Raw genomic sequence first — 18,838 nt, forward strand, 5'->3', positions numbered from 1 at the left:
CAAACCCGTGCCGGTGGCGAACCACAAGGGCACAATGTGCGTCTTACCGGGGTAGCGGGACATCCTTCGGCATTCGTGACATCGGATCAGCCTGAACGACGGATGACCGGCACTACCTGACAGTCGGGGAGCGCGACCGAGGTCCGGCGCGCGTGTAGGGAGGAGCCGCCCGTGCATGACCGGCCGCCTGGAGGGCGACGGCCAGCCGATGACCGTGGATCGGGCCGTCGGCGGCACGAGGACGAGGCAGGCGGCGCCGGGGGGCCGAGTGCCGCCCGATCGCGTCGACCACGACCGGGTACTGAACCCGCTCCGAAGCGCAAACCGCCCATGTCGATGCTGCCGACTCAGCCCATCGCCCGCACCAAGGACACGCCCCTCTACGCGGATGAGCCGGAGCCGTTGGAACCGCTCGAGACACCGAGGCGCAGCACTGGAGCGAGGGTCGCCCTCGGTGCGGCGAAGACGGCGATCGCCCTGTTCTCCGTCGCGATCATGAGCGTGACCGGCTATTCCTGGGCCACCTATCGCGACCTGAACACCGGCCTGGTGACCAGCGACGTGTTCGGCAACCGGGAGAACGGCAGGACGCAAGGGCCCAACCCGTTGGAAGACGGCATGGACATCCTGCTGGTCGGCAACGACAGCCGCACGGATGCCCACGGCGACCCGCTGCCCGCTGACGTGCTGGCCTCCCTGGGCGCGAGCGACGACGAGGGCGGCGACCTCACCGACACGTTGATCATGGTGCGCATCCCGCCCGGCGGTGCAGCGGCGGCCGCCGTGTCGATTCCCCGCGACAGCTACGTCAACGTCCCGGGCTACGGCATGAACAAGGTCAACTCGGCCTTCGGCTTCGGCAAGCGGGCCGCCGAGGAGAACCTGGCGGCTCAGGGCGTCACCGACCCTCGGCAGCTTTATCAGGAGGCCTCCGCCGAGGGGCGGCAGCTCCTCGTGCAGACCCTGGAGGAGTTCACCGGGGTCACCATCGATCACTACGCCGAGGTCAACCTGCTCGGGTTCGCCGAGATCACCAAGGCCATCGGCGGCGTCGAGGTGTGTCTGCTCGAACCCGTCGACGAGTTCCGCTCCGGCGCGAAGTTCGATGCGGGCCCGCAGACCATCTCCGACGTCGACGCCCTGCGGTTCGTCCGGCAGCGGTACGGGCTGCCCAACGGCGACCTAGACCGGGTGGTCCGGCAGCAGGTGTTCATGGCTGGCCTGGCCCGTCAGGTGCTGTCCTCGGACACCCTCGCCAACCCCGGCCGGGTCGGTGAGCTGATCAGTGCGATCCAGAACAGCGTGGTGCTCGACAACGGCTTCGACATCCCGACGTTCCTGGAGCACGCCCAGCACATCGCTGGCGGCGACATGGAGTTCGAGACGATCCCCGTGGGCGCGTTCATCAAGGACTCGATCGGCCAGGACGTCATCGAGGTCGACCCCGTGAGCGTCCAGCAGTTCATGACGGAGCTGGGGGGTGGTTCCACCGACGAGGCCGATCCGGCCGACAACACCGACGCAGCCGCCGACGGTCCTGATCCCGCGTCGATCACCGTCGAAGTGCGCAACGCAGCGGGCACACCGGGTCTCGCGGCTCAGGTGATGGCCGAACTGACCGGCGCGGGCTATCTGGAGGGGACGGTCGACAACGCCAGTCCCCGGGCGGCGTCGGTGGTCCGGCATGCCGCAGGCGAGCAGACCAACGCCCAGTCGGTCGCGGACACGCTCGGCGGCCTGGTCATCGAGGAGGACGCCAACCTGCCCGCAGGCAGCGTCTCGGTGTTCCTCGGGGAGGACTACAGCTCGAACGTGTCCAACCTCGGCCCGCAGCCGTTCGCGGGGCTGGACGAGGGCGGCACCGTGGAGGACTCCACCGACGAGTCTGCGGAGGAGCAGATCACGGCGGACGGTGTGGTCTGCGTCTACTGAGGCGGCGTCCAGACTGACCACAGGCCCGGCCGGGTTCTCCTGGTCGGGCCTGTCGTCGTCGCCAGCCCCTGTTGCGCGGGGATCGGTCGTCGTCGTGGGGTGTGACCGTCGCCGGGTAGGCAGACACCGCCGACGGGTGCGGATCGGACCGTGGCAAGCGGCTGCGCAGGCTCGCGCGCGAGCCGGACGCGGCACACGGCTGAGGCGAGCGTCTCGCCTCGGTCAAGACGACACCGGAGGCAGGAACCGGCGGTTAGCCTGGGAAGTGCAGGTTCAGCACGTCGGGGGTGTGAATGCCGCACGAGCAGGAGGGCGTCGACGGTCCGGGGCAGACGCCCGGACGTCGGCCCTCGGATGAGAAGGACAGAGCGGACACCGCTGGGGACCGCGCCGGCGCGGCGGAACGCGAAGCGGCGGAGCCGTCGGGTTCGGAATCCGGTTCGGAGCCCGACCCAGGGTCCGACGCGGAGTCGTCGCGTTCCTCGGCACGGGAGTCGGCGACCACGACAGCCGCCGAACAGGCGGGGGCCGGGCCGGCTGCACCGTCGCGGCCGGGGGCAGCGGGCTTATCCGCAGTGGACTCGACAGCCCGGCGCAGGCGCGGCACGGGAGGCCGCTTCCTGCTGGCGGGTGGCCGGTCGCTGACCGCGCTGGTATCGGTGGCGGTCCTCGGCATGACCGGTTACGTCTGGTCGCAGCTCGACCAGGTGCAGGACAGCATCACCACGACCACCGTGCTCAGCGACATCGACGAGTTCACGATCGCCCCGGAGCCCGCGCCGTCTTCGGAGTCCGCCACGCCACCGCCGCCTCCGGTGGAGGACACCGCCACCGACATCCTGTTAGTGGGCACCGACAGCCGGACCGACGCCCAGGGGCGTCCGCTGCCCGAGCACATACTCCGGCAGTTGCGCACCGAGGCCGAGGTCGGCCTGAACACCGACACCATCATCGTGTTGCGAATTCCCGATGACGGCAGCGCCGCCTACGCGATCTCCATCCCCCGCGACGCCTACGTTCCGGTGCCGGGCCTCGGCGAGGAGAAGATCAACGGCGCGCTGGGCCTGGTGAAGACGCAGCGGGCCAGAGAACTGCGCGCCGACGGCGTGACCGACCAGGCGCAGATCGAGCGCGAGTCCAACGATGCGGGCAGGCGCGCCCTGATCGGCGCCGTCGGTGATCTGACCGGCGCCCGCATCGACCACTATGCCGAGATCAACCTCTACGGCTTCTACCTGTTCACCGAGGCCATCGGCGGGGTCGAGGTCTGCCTGAACCGCGCGACCAGCGACAGCGACTCCGGCGCAAACTTCGCCCAGGGCTACCAGACCATCTCGGGCGGCGACGCCCTGTCCTTCGTGCGGCAGCGCAATCTGCCCGGCGGGGATCTCGATCGGATCGTCCGGCAGCAGGTGTTCCTCGCCGCGCTGGTCGATCAGGTGCTCTCCACCGGCACCCTGACCGATCCGGGCAGGCTGCAGAATCTGCTGGACGCGATGCAGTCCTCCGTGGTGTTGGACGAGGCACTGGACCCGCTGGTGTTCGCCCGGCAGCTCCAGGGGATCGCGGGCGGCGACGTCGCCTTCGTGACGATCCCGGTCACCGGCGTCGGCCTGCGCAACGATCGCGGCCAGAGCATCGTGACGGTCGATCGGCAGGAGGTTCGCGACTTCGTCGAGGAGCTGACCAGGGAGGACGAGGGCACGGCCGAGGAACAGCCGGTCGGCATGGCCGAGGCACCCGCTATCGCCCCGGCAGGCACGGCGGCGACCGGCACCGGAAGTATGGTGCGAACGCAGCCCCCGGACACCGGTGAGCCGATCACCGCAGGCGGGGTGCCCTGCGTGAACTGATCCGTCCGCCTTCGCCGCCCCGCGCGGCCCTGCCCGACGAGGACGCCAGATGAGTGTCACCGAGACGCTGCTCCGCCCCCTGCTGGCCGCAGGCGGAGCCCGCCCGCTGATCACCTTCTACGACGATGCGGCCGGGCACCGGATCGAGCTGTCCTCGGCGACCGTGGCGAACTGGGCCGCCAAGACCGCCAACTGGCTGCGGGACGAACTCGACGTCGAACCGGGGATGCCGGTTGCGGTGCGACTGCCCGCGCACTGGCAGACCCTGGGCGTGCTGTTGGGCGCGTGGTGGTGCGGCGCCGAGGTGCGCGCGGAGACGGCGGGCGCGGAGGTCGCGATCATCCCGGCGGCCGAGGTGGCAGGCACGCGGGATGCGACGGCGACGGCGACCGCGCCTGCGGAGGTGGTGGCCGCCCTCGGTGCGCGGACCGTCGCGGTCGTCGGCCTGGACGCCCTCGGCGCTCCGGTCCGGCTGCCCGCCGACGCCGGGGTCGGGCTCGTCGACTACACCTCGGAGATCCGGGTCTACGGCGACGACTTCACCGTCTGGGAGCCGGTGGGCGGCGACGCCCCGGCACTGGCGGGCGCCGACGTCGACACGGTGCTCGCCTCGGCCCGCGCCCGCGCCGCCGAGCTGGGCATCGGCGCGACGGATCGGGTGCTGTCCACACTGGACTGGACCGTTCCCGAGGGCGTGGCGGCGCATCTGCTGCCGGTGCTGGTGTCGGGCGCCTCGCTGGTCCAGTGCCATCAGGCCGACCCGGCGAAGCTCGCGGGCCGCCGCGAGGCCGAGCGGGTCACGCGGGTGCTGGGCAAGGAGTCGGCGGGCTGAGCAGACGGCACTGACCAGGGCCTCGGCGGCGGGCCGAGAGACTCCGCTCGACGTCGGAAGCCGTCAGACGGGGCGCGGATCTCGGGCCGTCTGAAGTGCCGGTCCGGTTCGGTCCGGCGGCCGTGGGCGTGAAGACCGCCGCCCGGAACAGGCTGTCCCGATCGGACTGCGCGCCGCTCGACGACCCCAGGCTGCCGAGCACCCGATCAGCCTGGCCGGCATCGGGCTCGGCTATCCGAGGGAAAGGCCTCGCCGATCGGCACCCACCCCATAAACTGCGGTGTCGTCCCGGCGAGCCCACGAACCACGTCACAGGTCCGCCGAGCCGCGACTCGTCGGTTGCCGACTCGCATCGCAGGCAGCTCTGTCGACCCAGGGGGTTCGAGAACGTGTCACTCGTCCGCAGCAGGCTCGGCGGCGCGCTCGGGCTCCTCATCGTCGGACTGCTCGCCGCAGGCTGCGTCACACCGCCGGAGCCGCCGCTGGGCACGGGCTCCGGCGCCGTGCTGGACAAGAGCCTGGTGGCCTACGACAACCTCGACTTCCAGACGGACCGTAGGCCGATCTTCGACAACACCTGCGAGAGCCTGCCACCGGAGGTGTTCAGCGAACTCGGCCTGACGGGCGAGCCGATGACCGCCGAGGGCATCTACGTCGGCTGCTCGATCACAGAGAGCTGGGGCGGCGTGTTCTTCAGCCAGACCGCCCCCGCCGGCCGCGAATCGCAACGGCGGTACTTCGTGGACACCTGGCGGGGAACCGGCATATACCCCGACCACTTCCGCCGCTGGATTCTCGACGAGCGCTACTACACGGTGACCTACGAGAACGGCTCGGTAGGCAACGAGTGCACCACCGCCGTGCACACCGGCTATCAGGGTCCCTTCGAGGTCGCCGTGTCCATTCCGCGCGAGGAGAGCGATCGGCTGCACCTGCTGGACGAGGACTACCCGATCGACCAGCTCATCGCCGACTACTGCTCCCGAGCCGAGGAGATGGCCGAGGTCCTCGTCGCCGCGCTCGATCCCGAGGGCGGCAGCAGGCTGGCCGCAGGGTGACGGTTCGCTGGCTCGCGGGGCGGATGTTCGCCGGGGCATCCGGACGGGTCGCACGGCGCGGCGACCGGCAGGCGACGCACGACGTCGACGACGGCCCGGGGCGGTCCTCGACAGCGGCGACAAGGTCACGGCCGACACGTCTGCGAGATCACGGCCGTGGTCCGGCCCTCGACGGGACGGGCATCACGACCGCGCAGCAACCCTCGACACCCCGCCGCGAACCGGGTCTGCACCCCGGAAGCCCGGCGGGGGCACGAGGCCGCTCTGCGGTGCTGATTCCGTAGGCCTGCCGTCAGCCGTCAGCGCGGCATCACCGATCGAGGCACCGAACCGGGTCTGACCGAGCGGGGCGCAGGCCTGCAGCCGATCCCAGAGCGCCGCTGAGCACAGTCCGCAGCGGAATCGTCCGAGACGGCCCGGCGGGGGACCGCGCTCAGCCCGCGTCGCGCTGCGTCAGCTGGATGACACCGATGGCGAACAGGCTCAACCAGACGACCCCGGACACGACGCCGGGCACGACGTCGGCGTCCGGGGTGATCAGGTATCTGGACAGCTCCAGCGGCGCGAACCAGCCGAAGACGTCGGGCAGCGCGGCCTGAGCCACGGTCAGCGTGGGCATCAACAGGAAGTAGGCGACCAGTGCGCCCGCGGTGTTGGGCACCAGCAGCGCGATGGCCAACGAGGCGAGCAGCGCCTGAAAGAGCGCGACCGCGATCACGGCCAGCACCCAGGGCAGCCGGTGCCCGAGCAGATAGCCGAAGTGCGCCGAGGTGGTCGCCGCCTCGACGATCAGCGGATAGGCCGCGAACGACACGACGGTGGTCACCAGCCACACCAGGCCGAGCACCGAGCCTTGGGCGAGGAGATAGCGCAGCCGTGATGGCTGCATCAGCAGCGTCGGCTGCACACTCTTGTACTGCCACTCCCCCGCCACCAGCTTGATCAGCGCGGCGTGCAGGAGCAGCTGGCCGATCTGCGCGGCCACGTAGAACGGGAGCATCTGCTCGAACACGGCGGGCATGCTCGGATCGACGGCCACGATGCCCGCGATCACGCCGAAGAACAGCACGGGCGCGAGCAGCAGCACGATGCGATCCGACCGGGTGCCCACCAGCTTGCGCAGCTCGACGCGGACGAGGGTGTGGAAGCCGGTCCGCTTCGCGGCGCGGGTCGCCCAGTCCGGCGCGGCTCCGGCGGCGCGGCCCGCGCCGCCGGTGGGACTGTGCTGCGGCGGTCGGGTGAGAATCGGCCCGGCCGGATCGGGATACGCCCCAGGTCGCGATGTTCCCGGCGGTCCGGCAGGCGCCCCGGCGGGGTGTCCATAGGGCGGGCTCGCCTGCGGCGGCGCAACAGTCCCGATCGGTCCGCTTGCCGGTCCCGGAGCGCCGTACGGGGACGGTGCGCCGTGCTGCGCCGCAGGCCCGTACTGGCCATGCGGGCCCGGCCCCGCCGGACCGTACTGCCCCGGCGGCCCGTACTGGCCTGACTGCCCTGGCGGGCCGGGCGGCTGGGTGTAGGGGCCGGTCATCAGGCACTCTCCCCGGTCAGGCGGAAGAACAGGTCCTCCAGGTTCACGCTCTCCTGGGCGAGCCCGAGCAGGCGGACACCGGCGTTGAACGTGACCTCGGAGACGCGGTCCACCGAGGCGTGGGCGGCAAGATGCCCGTCGGCGGCAGGCTGAATCGCGATGCCCGCGGCGGTCAGCACCGAGGCCAGCCGGTTCATGTCCGGGGCCCGGACCAGCGCGCGATGGGAGTTCGTCAGCTCACTCAGCGGCCCATCCGCCACGATCCGCCCGGCGCCGATCACCAACACCCGGTCGGCCGTCTGGTCCACCTCGGACAGCACGTGGCTCGAGAGCAGGGCCGTGCCACCACGCTCGGCGTAGCCGCGCAGCAACTGCCGGACCGACCGGATGCCTTCGGGGTCGAGCCCGTTGATCGGCTCGTCGAGGATCAGCATCGGCGGGTTCGTCAACAGGGCCTGTGCCATCCCGAGCCGCTGCCGCATGCCCAGGCTGTACGCCGCGATGCGCTTCCCACCCGCGTCACCGAGCCCGACGAGCGACAGCACCTCGTCCACCCGCCGCGCAGGCAGCCCCGCCAGCAACGCGGCATTGCGCAGGTGTCCGCGCCCGGTCCGGCCGGGATGCACCGCAGCCGCATCGAGCAGCACCCCCGCCACCTGCGCCGGGTTCGCCCAGCGAGTGAAGGGCCTGCCCGCGACGAAGCTCTCCCCGGCGTCGGGGATGGTCAGCCCGCTGATCATCCGGAGGGTGGTGGACTTCCCGGCACCGTTGGGACCGAGGAAGGCGGTCACCGTGCCGGGCCGCAGCTCGAAGCTGACATCGTCCACGACGCGGCGCCCGCCGTAGACCTTGGTCAGGCCACGCACAGACAGCACGCGGTCACGATAGCGGGGCGGGCGGGTGGCTATGTCCGGAATCGGGTCGATCCGAACCTGCCCGGACGCCGTAAGACGGACTCGCAGCTGCCTCGGTCGTCCCCGCACTCTCTGCACCGGCAGAACCGGTCCGCATCTGGAGTGCGTCTTCGATCTGCCATTCGACGACGGCTAGGCCGAATAGCGCAATTGATCGGCGACGGCTCCGCACCGGAATAGTGAGAGAGTCACCTACTTCCTCGATCGAATGTTCTTCCGGAACATCGATCATCTTCTGCGAGACTTCCGGAGAAGGCGGACATCGGTTCGTCGTGCACACCCACAAGGAGCAACGTCGTGCACTCAGTCGGGATGCCGAGGAGATCGACCTCGGCACTCACTCTCCTACTCGTTCTCGCCGCCACGACTTTCGCGCCCACACCTGCCGTCGCGCAGAATGCAGCCGAGGACGACCCTGGCACGCGTTCCTGCCTGCCCACCGCGAACATCTTCACGCACGGTCCTGACCGGTCCATCCGGCTGGCCGAACAGCACGACGTGCTCGCGGACTCGCCGTCCTGGGGACCGCAGACGCCGTTGTCCCCACTCTGGTCCGGGACGCCCGTCGGGCTGCCGGACGGCGGCTTTCTCCAGGTCTACGCGAACGGCCAGCTTCGTTACATGGAGCTGGACGGACGAGCCTGGCGGGCCAATCCGAACGGCCTGCGGTATCGCGTCGTGGCGGAGCAGGGCTGGGATCACTGGGCCAGGCCTGCGAACCGCGATCAGATCACCGCAGACGACCAAGGGCTGATCTTCGCCGTGGACGGCGAGGGCGCGCTGACCACGTCACTGTTCGATCGTCGGAACGACAGCTGGTCGATCACCGGCGACGTCATCGACACCGGCTGGGATCAATACGACCGGATCTTCGCGGGCGGCGACGGCGTGCTTTACGCACAACGACCCGACACCGCCCTCTTCAGGTTCCAGTACCACCACCCTTCCCAGCGTTGGTTGGAATACGCACAGCCCGCCGGACACGGCTGGGATTATTCTCATCTGTTCTCCATCGGAGCGGATCTCGTTTATGGAGTAGACGAGGAGACCGGGGATCTCGTCAGTCATCGATGGGATCGCGAGACCGACGACTGGGAGACCGGCGAGAACTTCCGCAAGGTGGTCGGAACGGGCTGGTCGGGATACCAGGACATCACCGCCGACGGCGCCGCATGCACGTACGACTCATCGGATCTGCCTGGAAACGTCGCGCCGGAGAATGATCGCTCCCAGGCGATCATGGCGACGGAGGATGCATCCGGTCTGCTCCGGCTGTACTTCACCGAGTCCTCCGGCAGGCTGTTCGAAGCGTGGCAGCGCTATCCATATGATCCAACCTACTTCGGCTATACGCTGTTGGATCGCGGTCCGCAGTTCGTTGGACAGCCCTCAGCAGTTCAACGATCGAACGGCGAGACCTCACTCGTGGGCCAGCGAACGGACTCCTCGACGTGGGGCGCGTCACGCGTCGACGGGGACTGGAGCACCTTCTCGCCCCTCGGTGGCTGGACACCGGGACCCGCGCAGCTCGTCGAGACGGCCGACGGATCGGTGACCGCCTTCGCCGTGACCGAGGACGGCAGGCTGCTCCACCGCGAACAGGACGGTGCTCTTGGCGCGAAGATCCGCTGGTGGCCGCTCGGCGGATCGAACCTGACCTCCGACTTCACCGTCGTCGAGGAAGGCGACCAGATCCAGGTGGTGGTCCGAGACGATCAGGGCACTTACCAGCTCGTCACCGTGGAGGACGGGACCCCGAGCGTCTGGACCGCGCTGCCCGGTGACGGATTCGAGGGCAGGCCGAGCCTGACCATCGACTCGACCGGTCAGTGGCGGCTCTTCGCGCGCGGCGGGGACGATCGCATCCATGAGCTGCGGGAGTCGACGCTCTCCGCAGGCTGGGCGCCGGTGGGAGATCGCACGTTCGTCGGCAGCCCGGCGGCGGTGAACCGGGCGGGCGATCGGACGACCGTCGTCGCACGGGGCGCGGATGACTACCTCTGGGTCGCAGTCCAGGATGCTCTCGACGATTCACTGTACGGCGGATGGACTCAGCTGGTGGATCGGCGAACCGGGCAGGCGTATCCGGCGACCGGCGACGCGGCTGTGCTGCGTGACTCCTCCGGCTACCTGGTGATCAGTTTCCTCGGCATCGCCGACGAGCTGTACGTGTTCCGCTCGGCCTACTCCGACACGATCGGCGTCGCGTCGGAGCCGGTGCCGTCTGCCGGCGAGGAGGGCGACGAACCGCTGGCCGAGTTCGACGGCGGTCCGGTGGAGCTGACCGAGGTGCGCTGACCGGGCAGGCATCGCCTGAGCCCGCGAGCACCATGGGGCGGACGTCGATCGCTCGTGCGGATCGGCGTCCGCCCGCAGGCTCAGTGCACGGCGACGGACCGATAACAGGATCCGCCCCGCGTGCCTGCGACTGCCCTCCGCGAGTCCACCTCGCCGACGTGTCACAGGCGATCCGCCGGGCCTGCCCCGCACGCACCCGCGAGCGCCCACGGCCCCCACACGCCAAGGCCGGGCCCCGCCGGGTCACCCCGTCGCGGCCCGGCCCGGCGGCTCAGGTGGAAGGCGACCTCAGAAGTCGAACTCCTCGATGTTCTCGCTGGTGAACACCGTGGGGTCGCCCAGCACGATCTCGCCGTCGGCGGCCACCGTGTACTCGCCGAGACGCCCGGCGGTGAAGGTGTCGCCCTCGGCGCCGACGATCTGGCCCGCCGACAGGGCGGCGCCCGCGTAGGCGGCCAGGTAGCCGAGGTCGGCGGGGTTCCACAGGGCGAAGCGCTCGACGGTGCCGTCCTCGATGAAGGCCCGCATCTGATTGGGGGTGCCGAGCCCGGTCAGCGTGACCTCGCCCTGGAACTCCGAGCCGGACAGGTAGCGGGCGGCGGCCGCCAGGCCGACGGTGGTCGGCGAGATGATCGCGTCGAGGTCGCCGTGGGTCTGGAGCAGGCCCTGGGTCTCCTGGAACGACTTCTCGTCCTCGTCGTCGCCGTAGACGGTGGCGACGACCTCGATGTCGGGGTACTCCTCGGCGAGCTGCTCCTCCATCAGCTCGATCCACAGGTTCTGGTTGGTCGCGTTCGCCGTCGCCGACAGGAACGCCACCTGGCCGGACTCGCCGATCTCCTCGACCAGCATCTCCACCTGGGTGGACGTGATGCCCTCGGCGGAGGCCTGGTTGATGAACACGTCGCGGCAGCCGGGGTCGGTGTCGGAGTCGAAGGTGACGACGCTGGCGCCGCCCTCCCTGGCCTGGTTCAGCGCCCCGCAGATCGCGTTGGGGTCGTTCGCCGAGGTGGCGATCACGTCGACGCCCTGCTGAGTGAGGGTGTTGATGTAGCTGACCTGGGAGGACGCGCTGGCCTCTGAGGGCCCGACCTCGCTGAACTCGCCGCCGAACTCGGCCACCGCCTCCTCGCCGCCGCCGTCGGCGACGCCGAAGTAGGGGTTGTTGAGCTGCTTCGGCAGGAAGGTCACGGTGAGACCCTCGGGGATCTCGGCGTCGGGGTTCGCCTCGCCGGTCGCGGCCGGTCCGCCGCCCGAGTCGGCGGACTCGTCGCCTCGGGTGGTGCCGCCGCCGCAGGCCGAGGTGAGCAGGAGCGTGGCACCGAGTACTGCGGTGGCCGTCACGAGACGGGGCCGCGCCAGGGAGGAGGTCATGTCGTGCCTTTCGGTCGGTCGTCGGGCTCGGGCTCGCCGCGCTGGAGCGGAGTCACGGCCCGCCCGTACTCGCCGCGGTGGTGGGGACGGGATTCGCTCCGGAAGGTGGTCCGCCGCCCGGACGCCGACGACCTCGCCGCCGCGCGAGGAGCGAGGGCACGACCACCGAGATGATCAGCAGCAGTCCGGTGAGGACGTTGAGTGCGTCGGAGGAGACGTTGACCAGCTGGAGTGCGTTGCGCAGCGAGCCGAGCAGGAGGACCGCGGCGAGCACGCCGAACAGGCCGCCGCGTCCACCGAAGATCGACACCCCGCCGAGCAGCACCGCAGCCACCACCAGCAGCTCAAGGCCGTTGGCGTTGTCCGCGCGGGCGCTGGCGAAGCGCAGCGTCCAGAACACCCCGCCGAGCCCGGACACCGCGCCGGTGGCGACGAACAGCCAGAACTTGGTACGCCGCACCGCGATGCCCGCGAAGACGGCGGCCTCGGTGTTGTTGCCCATCGCATACAGGCCGCGCCCGATCGGGGTGAAGTGCAGGATCACGACGAACACGACGGCGAGCAGGGCCAGCGGCAGCACGGCGTTGGGAATGCCGGTGCCGCCGATCGAGCCGATCGCCCAGCCGGTCCAGTCCGAGGGGAAGTCCGCGACGGCCCGGTCGCCGAGCACCACGAAGGCCAGGCCCCGGAACAGGGCGAGTGTGCCGATGGTGACCGCCAGGGACGGGAGGCCGAAGCCGGTCACCAGGAGTCCGTTGACGGCCCCGAGGACGCCGCCGAGCACGATGCAGAGCACCACGATCAGCTCCAGCGACAGCCCCGACACCCACAGCGAGCCCATCACCGCGCTGGTGAGGCCGACAGTGCTGGCCACCGAGAGGTCGATCTCGCCGGTCACCACCACCAGGGTCAGCGGCAGCGCGATCAGCGCGATCACCATGATGTCGAGCAGCAGGAAGCCGATGTTGCGGGTGCTGGCGAAGCCGCTGACGCTCATCGACGCGACGACCAGGACGACGAGCAGCACGCCGACGACGGCGAGATCCCAGCTCAGGGTCGGACGTCTGCGGGTCTGCTGCCGTGGTTCAGGTGGCACGGGTGTCCCACCTCCTCAGTCTGCGGGCGGTGCGCAGGGCGAGCGCACGGTCCAGTCCGATGGCCAGCAGGATCAGCGCCCCGATCGACGCCTGCTGCCAGAAGGCGCTCACGCCGAGCTGCGGCAGGGCGGCGCCGATGACGGTGAGCAGGACGGCGCCGATGGCCGCGCCCCAGACCGTGCCGCTGCCGCCGGTGATGGCGATGCCGCCGATGACGACGGCGGCCACCACCTGGAGTTCGAGGCCGGTGCCCGCCGTCGCGTCCAGCGTGCCGAATCGGGCGGCGTACATGACGCCCGCCAGACCGGCGAGCATGCCGTTGACCACGAAGGCGGTGAGCACCCGGCGCCCGACCGGGATGCCGGACAGTCCGGCGGCGGCGCCGTCGGAGCCGATCGCGTACAGCTCCCGGCCGCTGCGATAGGACCGCAGGTGGTCGCCGACCGCCAGCACGACGATGATTGCGCCGACCGCCAGCAGCGGCACCCCGAGCAGGGCCTCGGTCCCGGCCGAGGTGAATCCGGCGGGCAGGTCGGCGGCGTTGATCTGGAGGCGGCCAGAGGCCGAGGCCCAGATCGAGTCCAGCCCGCGGAAGACGTAGAGGGTGCCCAGCGTGACCACCAGCGACGGGACGCCTGCCACGGCGACCACGGCGCCGTTCACCAGGCCGCAGACCGCACCGAACAGCATGCCGAAGAGCACCACCAGCGGCAGGGGCGTGCCCGGCGCGGCGACGAGCAGGGTGCCGGTGGCATAGGCCGACAGGCCCAGCACCGATCCGACGGAGAGGTCGACGTTCTTGGTGATGACGACCATGGCCTGACCGGCCGCCAGCACGACGAGGATCGACGCGCCGAGCAGCAGGTCACGCAGGCTCTGACCGGACAGGAATCGAGGATTGGCCGAGAGCGTCACGCCCAGCAGCAGGACCAGGGCGAGCAGGACGCCCATCTCCCTGGCCACCAGCAGCCTGCGCAGCAGGCCGCCGACGTCGAACCGACGGCCGGGCGGCTCCGCTCCGGGCGGTGTCTCGGGCGGCGTTCGCGGGGCGGCCTCCGTGCTCACGGCCGGTCCTGCCCGCCGGTCGCGGCAGCCATCACGCTGTTCTCGTCGGCGCGGTCCCTCGGGATGTCGGCGACGAGCCGTCCCTCGTGCATGACCAGCACCCGGTCCGCCATGCCGAGCACCTCCGGCAGCTCGCTGGACACCATGATCACGGCCATTCCCTCTCCGGCCAGCTCCGACAGCAGCCGATGCACCTCGGACTTGGTTCCGACGTCGATGCCTCGGGTCGGCTCGTCGACGATGAGGACGGCGGGCTCGGTGGCCAGCCACTTCGCCAGCACGACCTTCTGCTGGTTGCCGCCGGACAGCGTGGAGACCGCGTCGGAGAGTCGGCCCGCCTTCACCTGGAGCCGCCGGGACCACTGTTCGGCGTGGGATCGTTCGTCCCGGCCGGTCAGCCAGCCGAACCGGGCCAGCCGCCACAGTCGGGTGAGCGTGGTGTTGCGCTGGACGGACAGCTCCATGACGAGACCCTGCTGCCTGCGGTCCTCCGGCACGAGCGCGATGCCTGCGGCCATCGCCGCCGCCGGGCTGCCCGGCCGCAGCGGCTTTCCCGCCACCCGGACCGATCCCGCGTCGTACCGATCGACGCCGAAGATCGCGCGCACCACCTCGCTGCGGCCTGCGCCGACCAGCCCGGCGAGCGCGACGATCTCGCCGCCCCGGACCTGGAGATCGACGTCGTGGAACACCCCGGCCCGGCTCAGGCCCGTCACGTCGAGCACGACGTCGCGCAGGGGTGCGTCGGTCTTCGGGAACAGGCTGGCGACCTCGCGGCCGACCATCCGGCGGATCACCGTGTCGACGCTGAGATCCTCGGCGGCGTCGGTGGAGACCCAACGACCATCGCGCAGCACGGTGATGCGCCTGCACAGGTCGAAGATCTCGTCGAAACGATGGGAGATGAACAGCACGGCCGCGCCCGAGTCCCGCAGCGAGCGGACCACGCCGAACAGTCGCTCGACCTCGATGCCCGACAGCGCGGAGGTCGGCTCGTCCATCACCAGGACGCGGGCGTCGAAGGACAGCGCCTTGGCGATCTCCACCATCTGCTGGTCGGCGATCGACAGGCCCCGCGCGGGCCGGTCCGGGTCGAGCCGGACCCCGAGTCGGGCGAACAACTCCGCACAGGACCGGCGGACGGCGCGGTGGTCGATGCGGCCCAGCCTCGTCGTGGGCTGGCGGCCCATGAAGATGTTCTCCGCGACGGACAGATCGGGGAACAACGTCGGTTCCTGGTAGATCACCGCGATGCCCGCCGCGCGGGCGGCGGCGGTGTCGGCCAGCGGATGCGGTCTGCCGTCGATCAGCAGCTCACCGGAGTCCGGGGCGTGCACGCCTGCCAGGATCTTGACCAGAGTGGACTTTCCCGCACCGTTCTCCCCGGCCAGCGCATGAACCTCGCCGCCGTAGAGGTCGAGTTCCACACCGCTCAGGGCGTGCACCGCGCCATAGGATTTGCTGACGCCGCGCAGGGATAACAACGGGGGCGGTCGGACCGCGTCGTCCTGCTCAGCCACGTCGCCCCCTGAAACGTTTCATCTCGACCTCGGCTCGGCGGACCGTATGACTGTGACTGCGCTCACGTCAAGGGGACGGGTGGCGGGTGGCCTGTTGCGGACAGCGCCGAGGGCGGGCACGGGCCGAGAGCTGCCCGTGACGACGGGGCGTCGTTGAGACCGATAGCGGGGTCGCGCGGCTCAGCCGGGTGACCTGGACAGCAGAACCACCACATCAAGCGCTCCGGCCGATACCATCGCAAGGCCGTCCTTGTCGATCAACGACGAGAAGGGCCCCGAAACTGCTGCTATGACCTGGACTGGGGAGTGAACCGTGCTGCTTCGCTTCCGGGCCGTCAATCATCGTTCGCTGCGCGATGCGGTCGAGTTGTCGCTGGTGTCCCCGTCGATGCGCGGCACGCATCCGCCGGATCAGGACTGGCGCCAGGCCACCACCAGAGTGGCCGGGATCTACGGCGCGAACGCCTCGGGGAAGTCGACCGTGCTCCATGCGATCGACTTCGCGAAGACGGCGGTAGCCCACTCGGCCACCCGCTGGGGTGATCAAGACGGATTTCCGCACCAGCCGTTCATGCTCGATCGCGAGAGCAGAAACCTGCCCTCCTCATACGAGTTCGACTTCGTCGCCGCCGGTAGCCGGTACATCTACGGGTTCGAATCGGAGCCGAACGGAATCCGCGAGGAATGGCTGTACTCCTACCCGGCGGGTCGGCGACGAGTACTCTTCGAACGCACCCGCGACGCGAAGGCCATCAAGTTCGGCCGATCGCTCGTCGGCGAGAACGCCACGATCAGCAAACTCGTCCGGCCGAATGCACTGTTCCTGTCGGTGGCCGCCAATAACAATCATCCGGTCCTGAGCGGAATTCAGCAGGAACTGTGCAAGGGATTGGACTACATCTCGCTTGACTCGCCGAACTCCGTCGCACGGCTCCGCCGGGCCGTCAGCATGCTCGAAGAGGGCGACCTCCTCGATCAGGCAGGCTCGCTGCTGCGATTCGCGGACCTCGGCATCACCGACGTGACCATCGAGTCGACGGAACACGAGGACCGGACGGCTGAGCTGATCACGAGACTCCAGCATTCACTGCCGCACCTCTCGGAGCAGTCCCCTGATCTCTCCCACTGGCGGATCATCGCCGCAGGTGACCGACAACTCCGCTTCGGCCACCGTGCAGGCGTCGACGACTCCTTCAGCCTGACGGCAGAGGAGGAGAGCAGCGGCACGGTCGCCTGGCTAGGTCTCGGCGTCCACGCCCTGCGCGTCCTCCACGACGGCCGAGCACTCATCATCGATGAGATCGACTCCAGCCTGCATCCGACGCTGACGGCCGCGTTGATCAGCATGTTCAAGGACTCGGAGATCAACCGCAGCGGCGCGCAACTCGTCTTCACCTCCCACGACACCACACTGCTCGGCAGTCTGGTCGGCGAGGTCCTCAGCCCGGCAGAGGTCTGGTTCGCCGAGAAGAGCCCGATCGGTGTCACCGAGCTGTACTCACTGCAGGAGTTCCCGACCCGCGAGACGGACAACTTCGAGCGGCGCTATCTCCAGGGCCGCTACGGCGCCGTGCCGATCATCGACCCTGCGCAACTGCGCGCGGCGCTCGCCGAGGACGTGTGACGCGTGGCCGCCCGACGACTCAGCGAGCGATCCGACCTGCGACGGCGCACCGGGGGACGGAGTGAACGCCGCCGGATCCTCGTCGTCACCGAGGGGACCAAGACCGAGCCGTCGTATCTGCAAGGTCTGTGCGCATATCTCCGGCAGACCGGCGTCCGGGTCTGCGGGGTCGATGTCCGAGGCGAAGGGCGCGACCCAGAGCGAGTAGTGAAGAAGGCTGCGCTGGAGACCGGTGACGGCCAGCTGGTCGGGGGTCGCGACGGATTCGAATCGGTGTGGTGTGTGTTCGACGTCGACGAGCACCGCACGTTGCAGACCGGAATCCGAGCGGCAGCTCGCCACGGATTCCACACCGTGGTGAGCAATCCCTGTTTCGAGATCTGGCTGCTCTGGCACTACGAGGACTGCCGTCGCAGTATCGACTCCACCGAACTCAGACGCCGCCTACGTCGGTATGGCATCGACAAGGCGGTGCCCAAGGACTTCTTATTCGCCAGAACCACGGTGGCCTCCGGACGAGCCGGGAACACCACCGGGGTCATTCCAGCAAACCCCGGAACCGGGATGGCGGCACTGGTTCACCACATCATGGGTGACGCTCCCGCACGTCCACGATGACCAGGATGCGGTGCGGGTCCCGACCCGTCACCCGGCCCGGCAGCCTGGTCCACCACGAGTACATCAGCGAGGAAGTCAGATGAAGAAGATCCACTCCGGCAAGGTGCGCGACCTGTACGAGATCGACTCCGATCTCCTGCTGGTCGCCTCGGACCGAGTGTCCGTGTACGACGTCTCGCTGCCGACGCCGGTGCCGGACAAGGGCGCCCTGCTGACCCGGCTCTCCGCGTGGTGGTTCGAGCAGCTGAGCGACGTCGTGCCGAATCACGTCATCTCGGCGACCGACGTGCCCGCCGAGTTCGCGGGCCGGGCGCTGCGCTGCAAACCGCTGACCATGATCCCGGTGGAGTGCATCGCGCGCGGCTACCTCGTCGGGTTGGGGCTGCGCGAGTATCAGAAGAACGGCACCGTGTCGGGCGTCGCGCTGCCCGAGGGACTCGTGGAGGGCAGCAGGCTCCCGGAGCCGATCTTCACTCCGACGACCAAGGGGTCCGACACCGGGCACGACGAGTTCATGACCTTCGCGGAGGTCGTCGACCTGGTCGGTCCGGAGCTTGCCGACCGGTTGCGGGACCTCACGCTCGAGATCTACTCGCGCGGCGCCGAGCGGGCCGCGCAGAACGGCATCATCGTCGCCGACACGAAGCTGGAGTTCGGCCGGGACTCCGACGGGGTGCTGACGCTGGCCGACGAGGTGCTCACCTCCGACTCCTCCCGCTTCTGGCCCGCCGACGACTGGGAACCGGGTCGCCCGCAGCACGCCTTCGACAAGCAGATCGTCCGTGACTGGGCGACGAGCACCGGCTGGGACAAGACCCCGCCCGGACCGGCGATCCCGGCCGAGATCGTCGCCGAGACGCGCGCCCGGTACACGGCGGTGTACGAGCGCATCACCGGGCAGCGCTGGACCGGCTGAGCCCTACCGCGGCCAGCCCGGTCGGCGTGCGCGTGTCGTCGCAGGTCGACGACACGCGCCGGTGCTCTGGAAGGGAACCGTCCCTTTCGGCGGTGTCGGCCGGAGACCCGTCAACTCGGGGTGAGACCGGGCGGACAGCGCGAGCACGTCGGCTGCGGGCAGCGGACGCGGTGGCCCTGAACCAGGCACCCGTTCACCGGCCCGACTCT

14 protein-coding genes are annotated in these 18,838 nt (G+C 69.9%); 8 read left to right on the forward strand and 6 right to left on the reverse strand.

All coding sequences use genetic code 11. From position 1 onward, the window contains the following. Nucleotides 1–330 precede the first annotated feature (330 nt). The 4 genes from UA75_RS27470 (at nucleotide 331) to UA75_RS27485 (ending at nucleotide 5,675) form a co-directional block, all read left to right on the forward strand. On the forward strand, nucleotides 331–1,932 hold the full coding sequence (locus UA75_RS27470; RefSeq protein ID WP_232237486.1) for an LCP family protein: 1,602 nt from the start codon (nucleotides 331–333) through the stop codon (nucleotides 1,930–1,932). A gap of 575 nt (nucleotides 1,933–2,507) precedes the next feature. Further along, on the forward strand, nucleotides 2,508–3,785 hold the full coding sequence (locus UA75_RS27475) for an LCP family protein (RefSeq protein ID WP_232237488.1): 1,278 nt from the start codon (nucleotides 2,508–2,510) through the stop codon (nucleotides 3,783–3,785). Between the two features lie 49 nt (nucleotides 3,786–3,834). After that, entirely contained in the window at nucleotides 3,835–4,617 is a 783-nt protein-coding gene (locus UA75_RS27480; protein ID WP_075742710.1) for a TIGR03089 family protein, read from the forward strand. Between the two features lie 389 nt (nucleotides 4,618–5,006). Then, a complete protein-coding gene (locus UA75_RS27485; RefSeq protein ID WP_075742711.1) occupies nucleotides 5,007–5,675 on the forward strand; it encodes a hypothetical protein in 669 nt (222 codons plus the stop codon). Between the two features lie 433 nt (nucleotides 5,676–6,108). On the opposite strand, the gene UA75_RS33500 is transcribed toward UA75_RS27485, so the two are convergent. Beyond that, on the reverse strand, nucleotides 6,109–7,203 hold the full coding sequence (locus UA75_RS33500; protein ID WP_157434465.1) for a collagen-like protein: 1,095 nt from the start codon (nucleotides 7,201–7,203) through the stop codon (nucleotides 6,109–6,111). Then, nucleotides 7,203–8,078: an ABC transporter ATP-binding protein gene (locus UA75_RS27495; RefSeq protein WP_075742713.1), complete on the reverse strand. Its 876-nt coding sequence runs from the start codon at nucleotides 8,076–8,078 to the stop codon at nucleotides 7,203–7,205. Before UA75_RS27495 ends, UA75_RS33500 begins: the two co-directional genes overlap by 1 nt. Nucleotides 8,079–8,414: 336 nt before the next feature. Between UA75_RS27495 and UA75_RS27500 the strand changes: the two genes are divergently transcribed. After that, nucleotides 8,415–10,415, forward strand: a complete 2,001-nt coding sequence (locus UA75_RS27500) for a tachylectin-related carbohydrate-binding protein (protein ID WP_157434466.1) — start codon at nucleotides 8,415–8,417, stop codon at nucleotides 10,413–10,415. A 288-nt stretch (nucleotides 10,416–10,703) separates the two neighbouring features. On the opposite strand, the gene rhaS is transcribed toward UA75_RS27500, so the two are convergent. The 4 genes from rhaS to UA75_RS27520 form a co-directional block, all read right to left on the reverse strand. Then, nucleotides 10,704–11,789, reverse strand: coding sequence for a rhamnose ABC transporter substrate-binding protein (gene rhaS, locus UA75_RS27505; RefSeq protein WP_075742715.1), 1,086 nt, complete (start codon nucleotides 11,787–11,789; stop codon nucleotides 10,704–10,706). 52 nt (nucleotides 11,790–11,841) lie between these two features. Continuing rightward, nucleotides 11,842–12,885 (reverse strand): ABC transporter permease, encoded by a 1,044-nt coding sequence (locus tag UA75_RS27510; protein ID WP_232237490.1) that lies wholly within the window; start codon nucleotides 12,883–12,885, stop codon nucleotides 11,842–11,844. Further along, nucleotides 12,875–13,837: an ABC transporter permease gene (locus UA75_RS27515; protein WP_083684166.1), complete on the reverse strand. Its 963-nt coding sequence runs from the start codon at nucleotides 13,835–13,837 to the stop codon at nucleotides 12,875–12,877. Before UA75_RS27515 ends, UA75_RS27510 begins: the two co-directional genes overlap by 11 nt. A 110-nt stretch (nucleotides 13,838–13,947) precedes the next feature. Next, nucleotides 13,948–15,471 carry a sugar ABC transporter ATP-binding protein gene (locus UA75_RS27520; RefSeq protein WP_075742716.1) on the reverse strand — a complete coding sequence of 508 codons (1,524 nt, stop codon included), beginning with the start codon at nucleotides 15,469–15,471 and terminating at the stop codon, nucleotides 13,948–13,950. Nucleotides 15,472–15,784: 313 nt separating this feature from the next. On the opposite strand from UA75_RS27520, the gene UA75_RS27525 reads away from it, so the two are divergent. The 3 genes from UA75_RS27525 (at nucleotide 15,785) to UA75_RS27535 (ending at nucleotide 18,629) form a co-directional block, all read left to right on the forward strand. Beyond that, nucleotides 15,785–17,095 (forward strand): AAA family ATPase, encoded by a 1,311-nt coding sequence (locus UA75_RS27525; protein ID WP_075742717.1) that lies wholly within the window; start codon nucleotides 15,785–15,787, stop codon nucleotides 17,093–17,095. Between the two features lie 3 nt (nucleotides 17,096–17,098). Next, on the forward strand, nucleotides 17,099–17,713 hold the full coding sequence (locus tag UA75_RS27530; protein ID WP_083690924.1) for an RloB family protein: 615 nt from the start codon (nucleotides 17,099–17,101) through the stop codon (nucleotides 17,711–17,713). 79 nt (nucleotides 17,714–17,792) lie between these two features. Continuing rightward, nucleotides 17,793–18,629, forward strand: coding sequence for a phosphoribosylaminoimidazolesuccinocarboxamide synthase (locus tag UA75_RS27535; RefSeq protein WP_075742718.1), 837 nt, complete (start codon nucleotides 17,793–17,795; stop codon nucleotides 18,627–18,629). Nucleotides 18,630–18,838: the final 209 nt, after the last annotated feature.

The organism is Actinoalloteichus sp. GBA129-24 (assembly GCF_001941645.1).
Lineage (GTDB): Bacteria > Actinomycetota > Actinomycetes > Mycobacteriales > Pseudonocardiaceae > Actinoalloteichus_A > Actinoalloteichus_A fjordicus.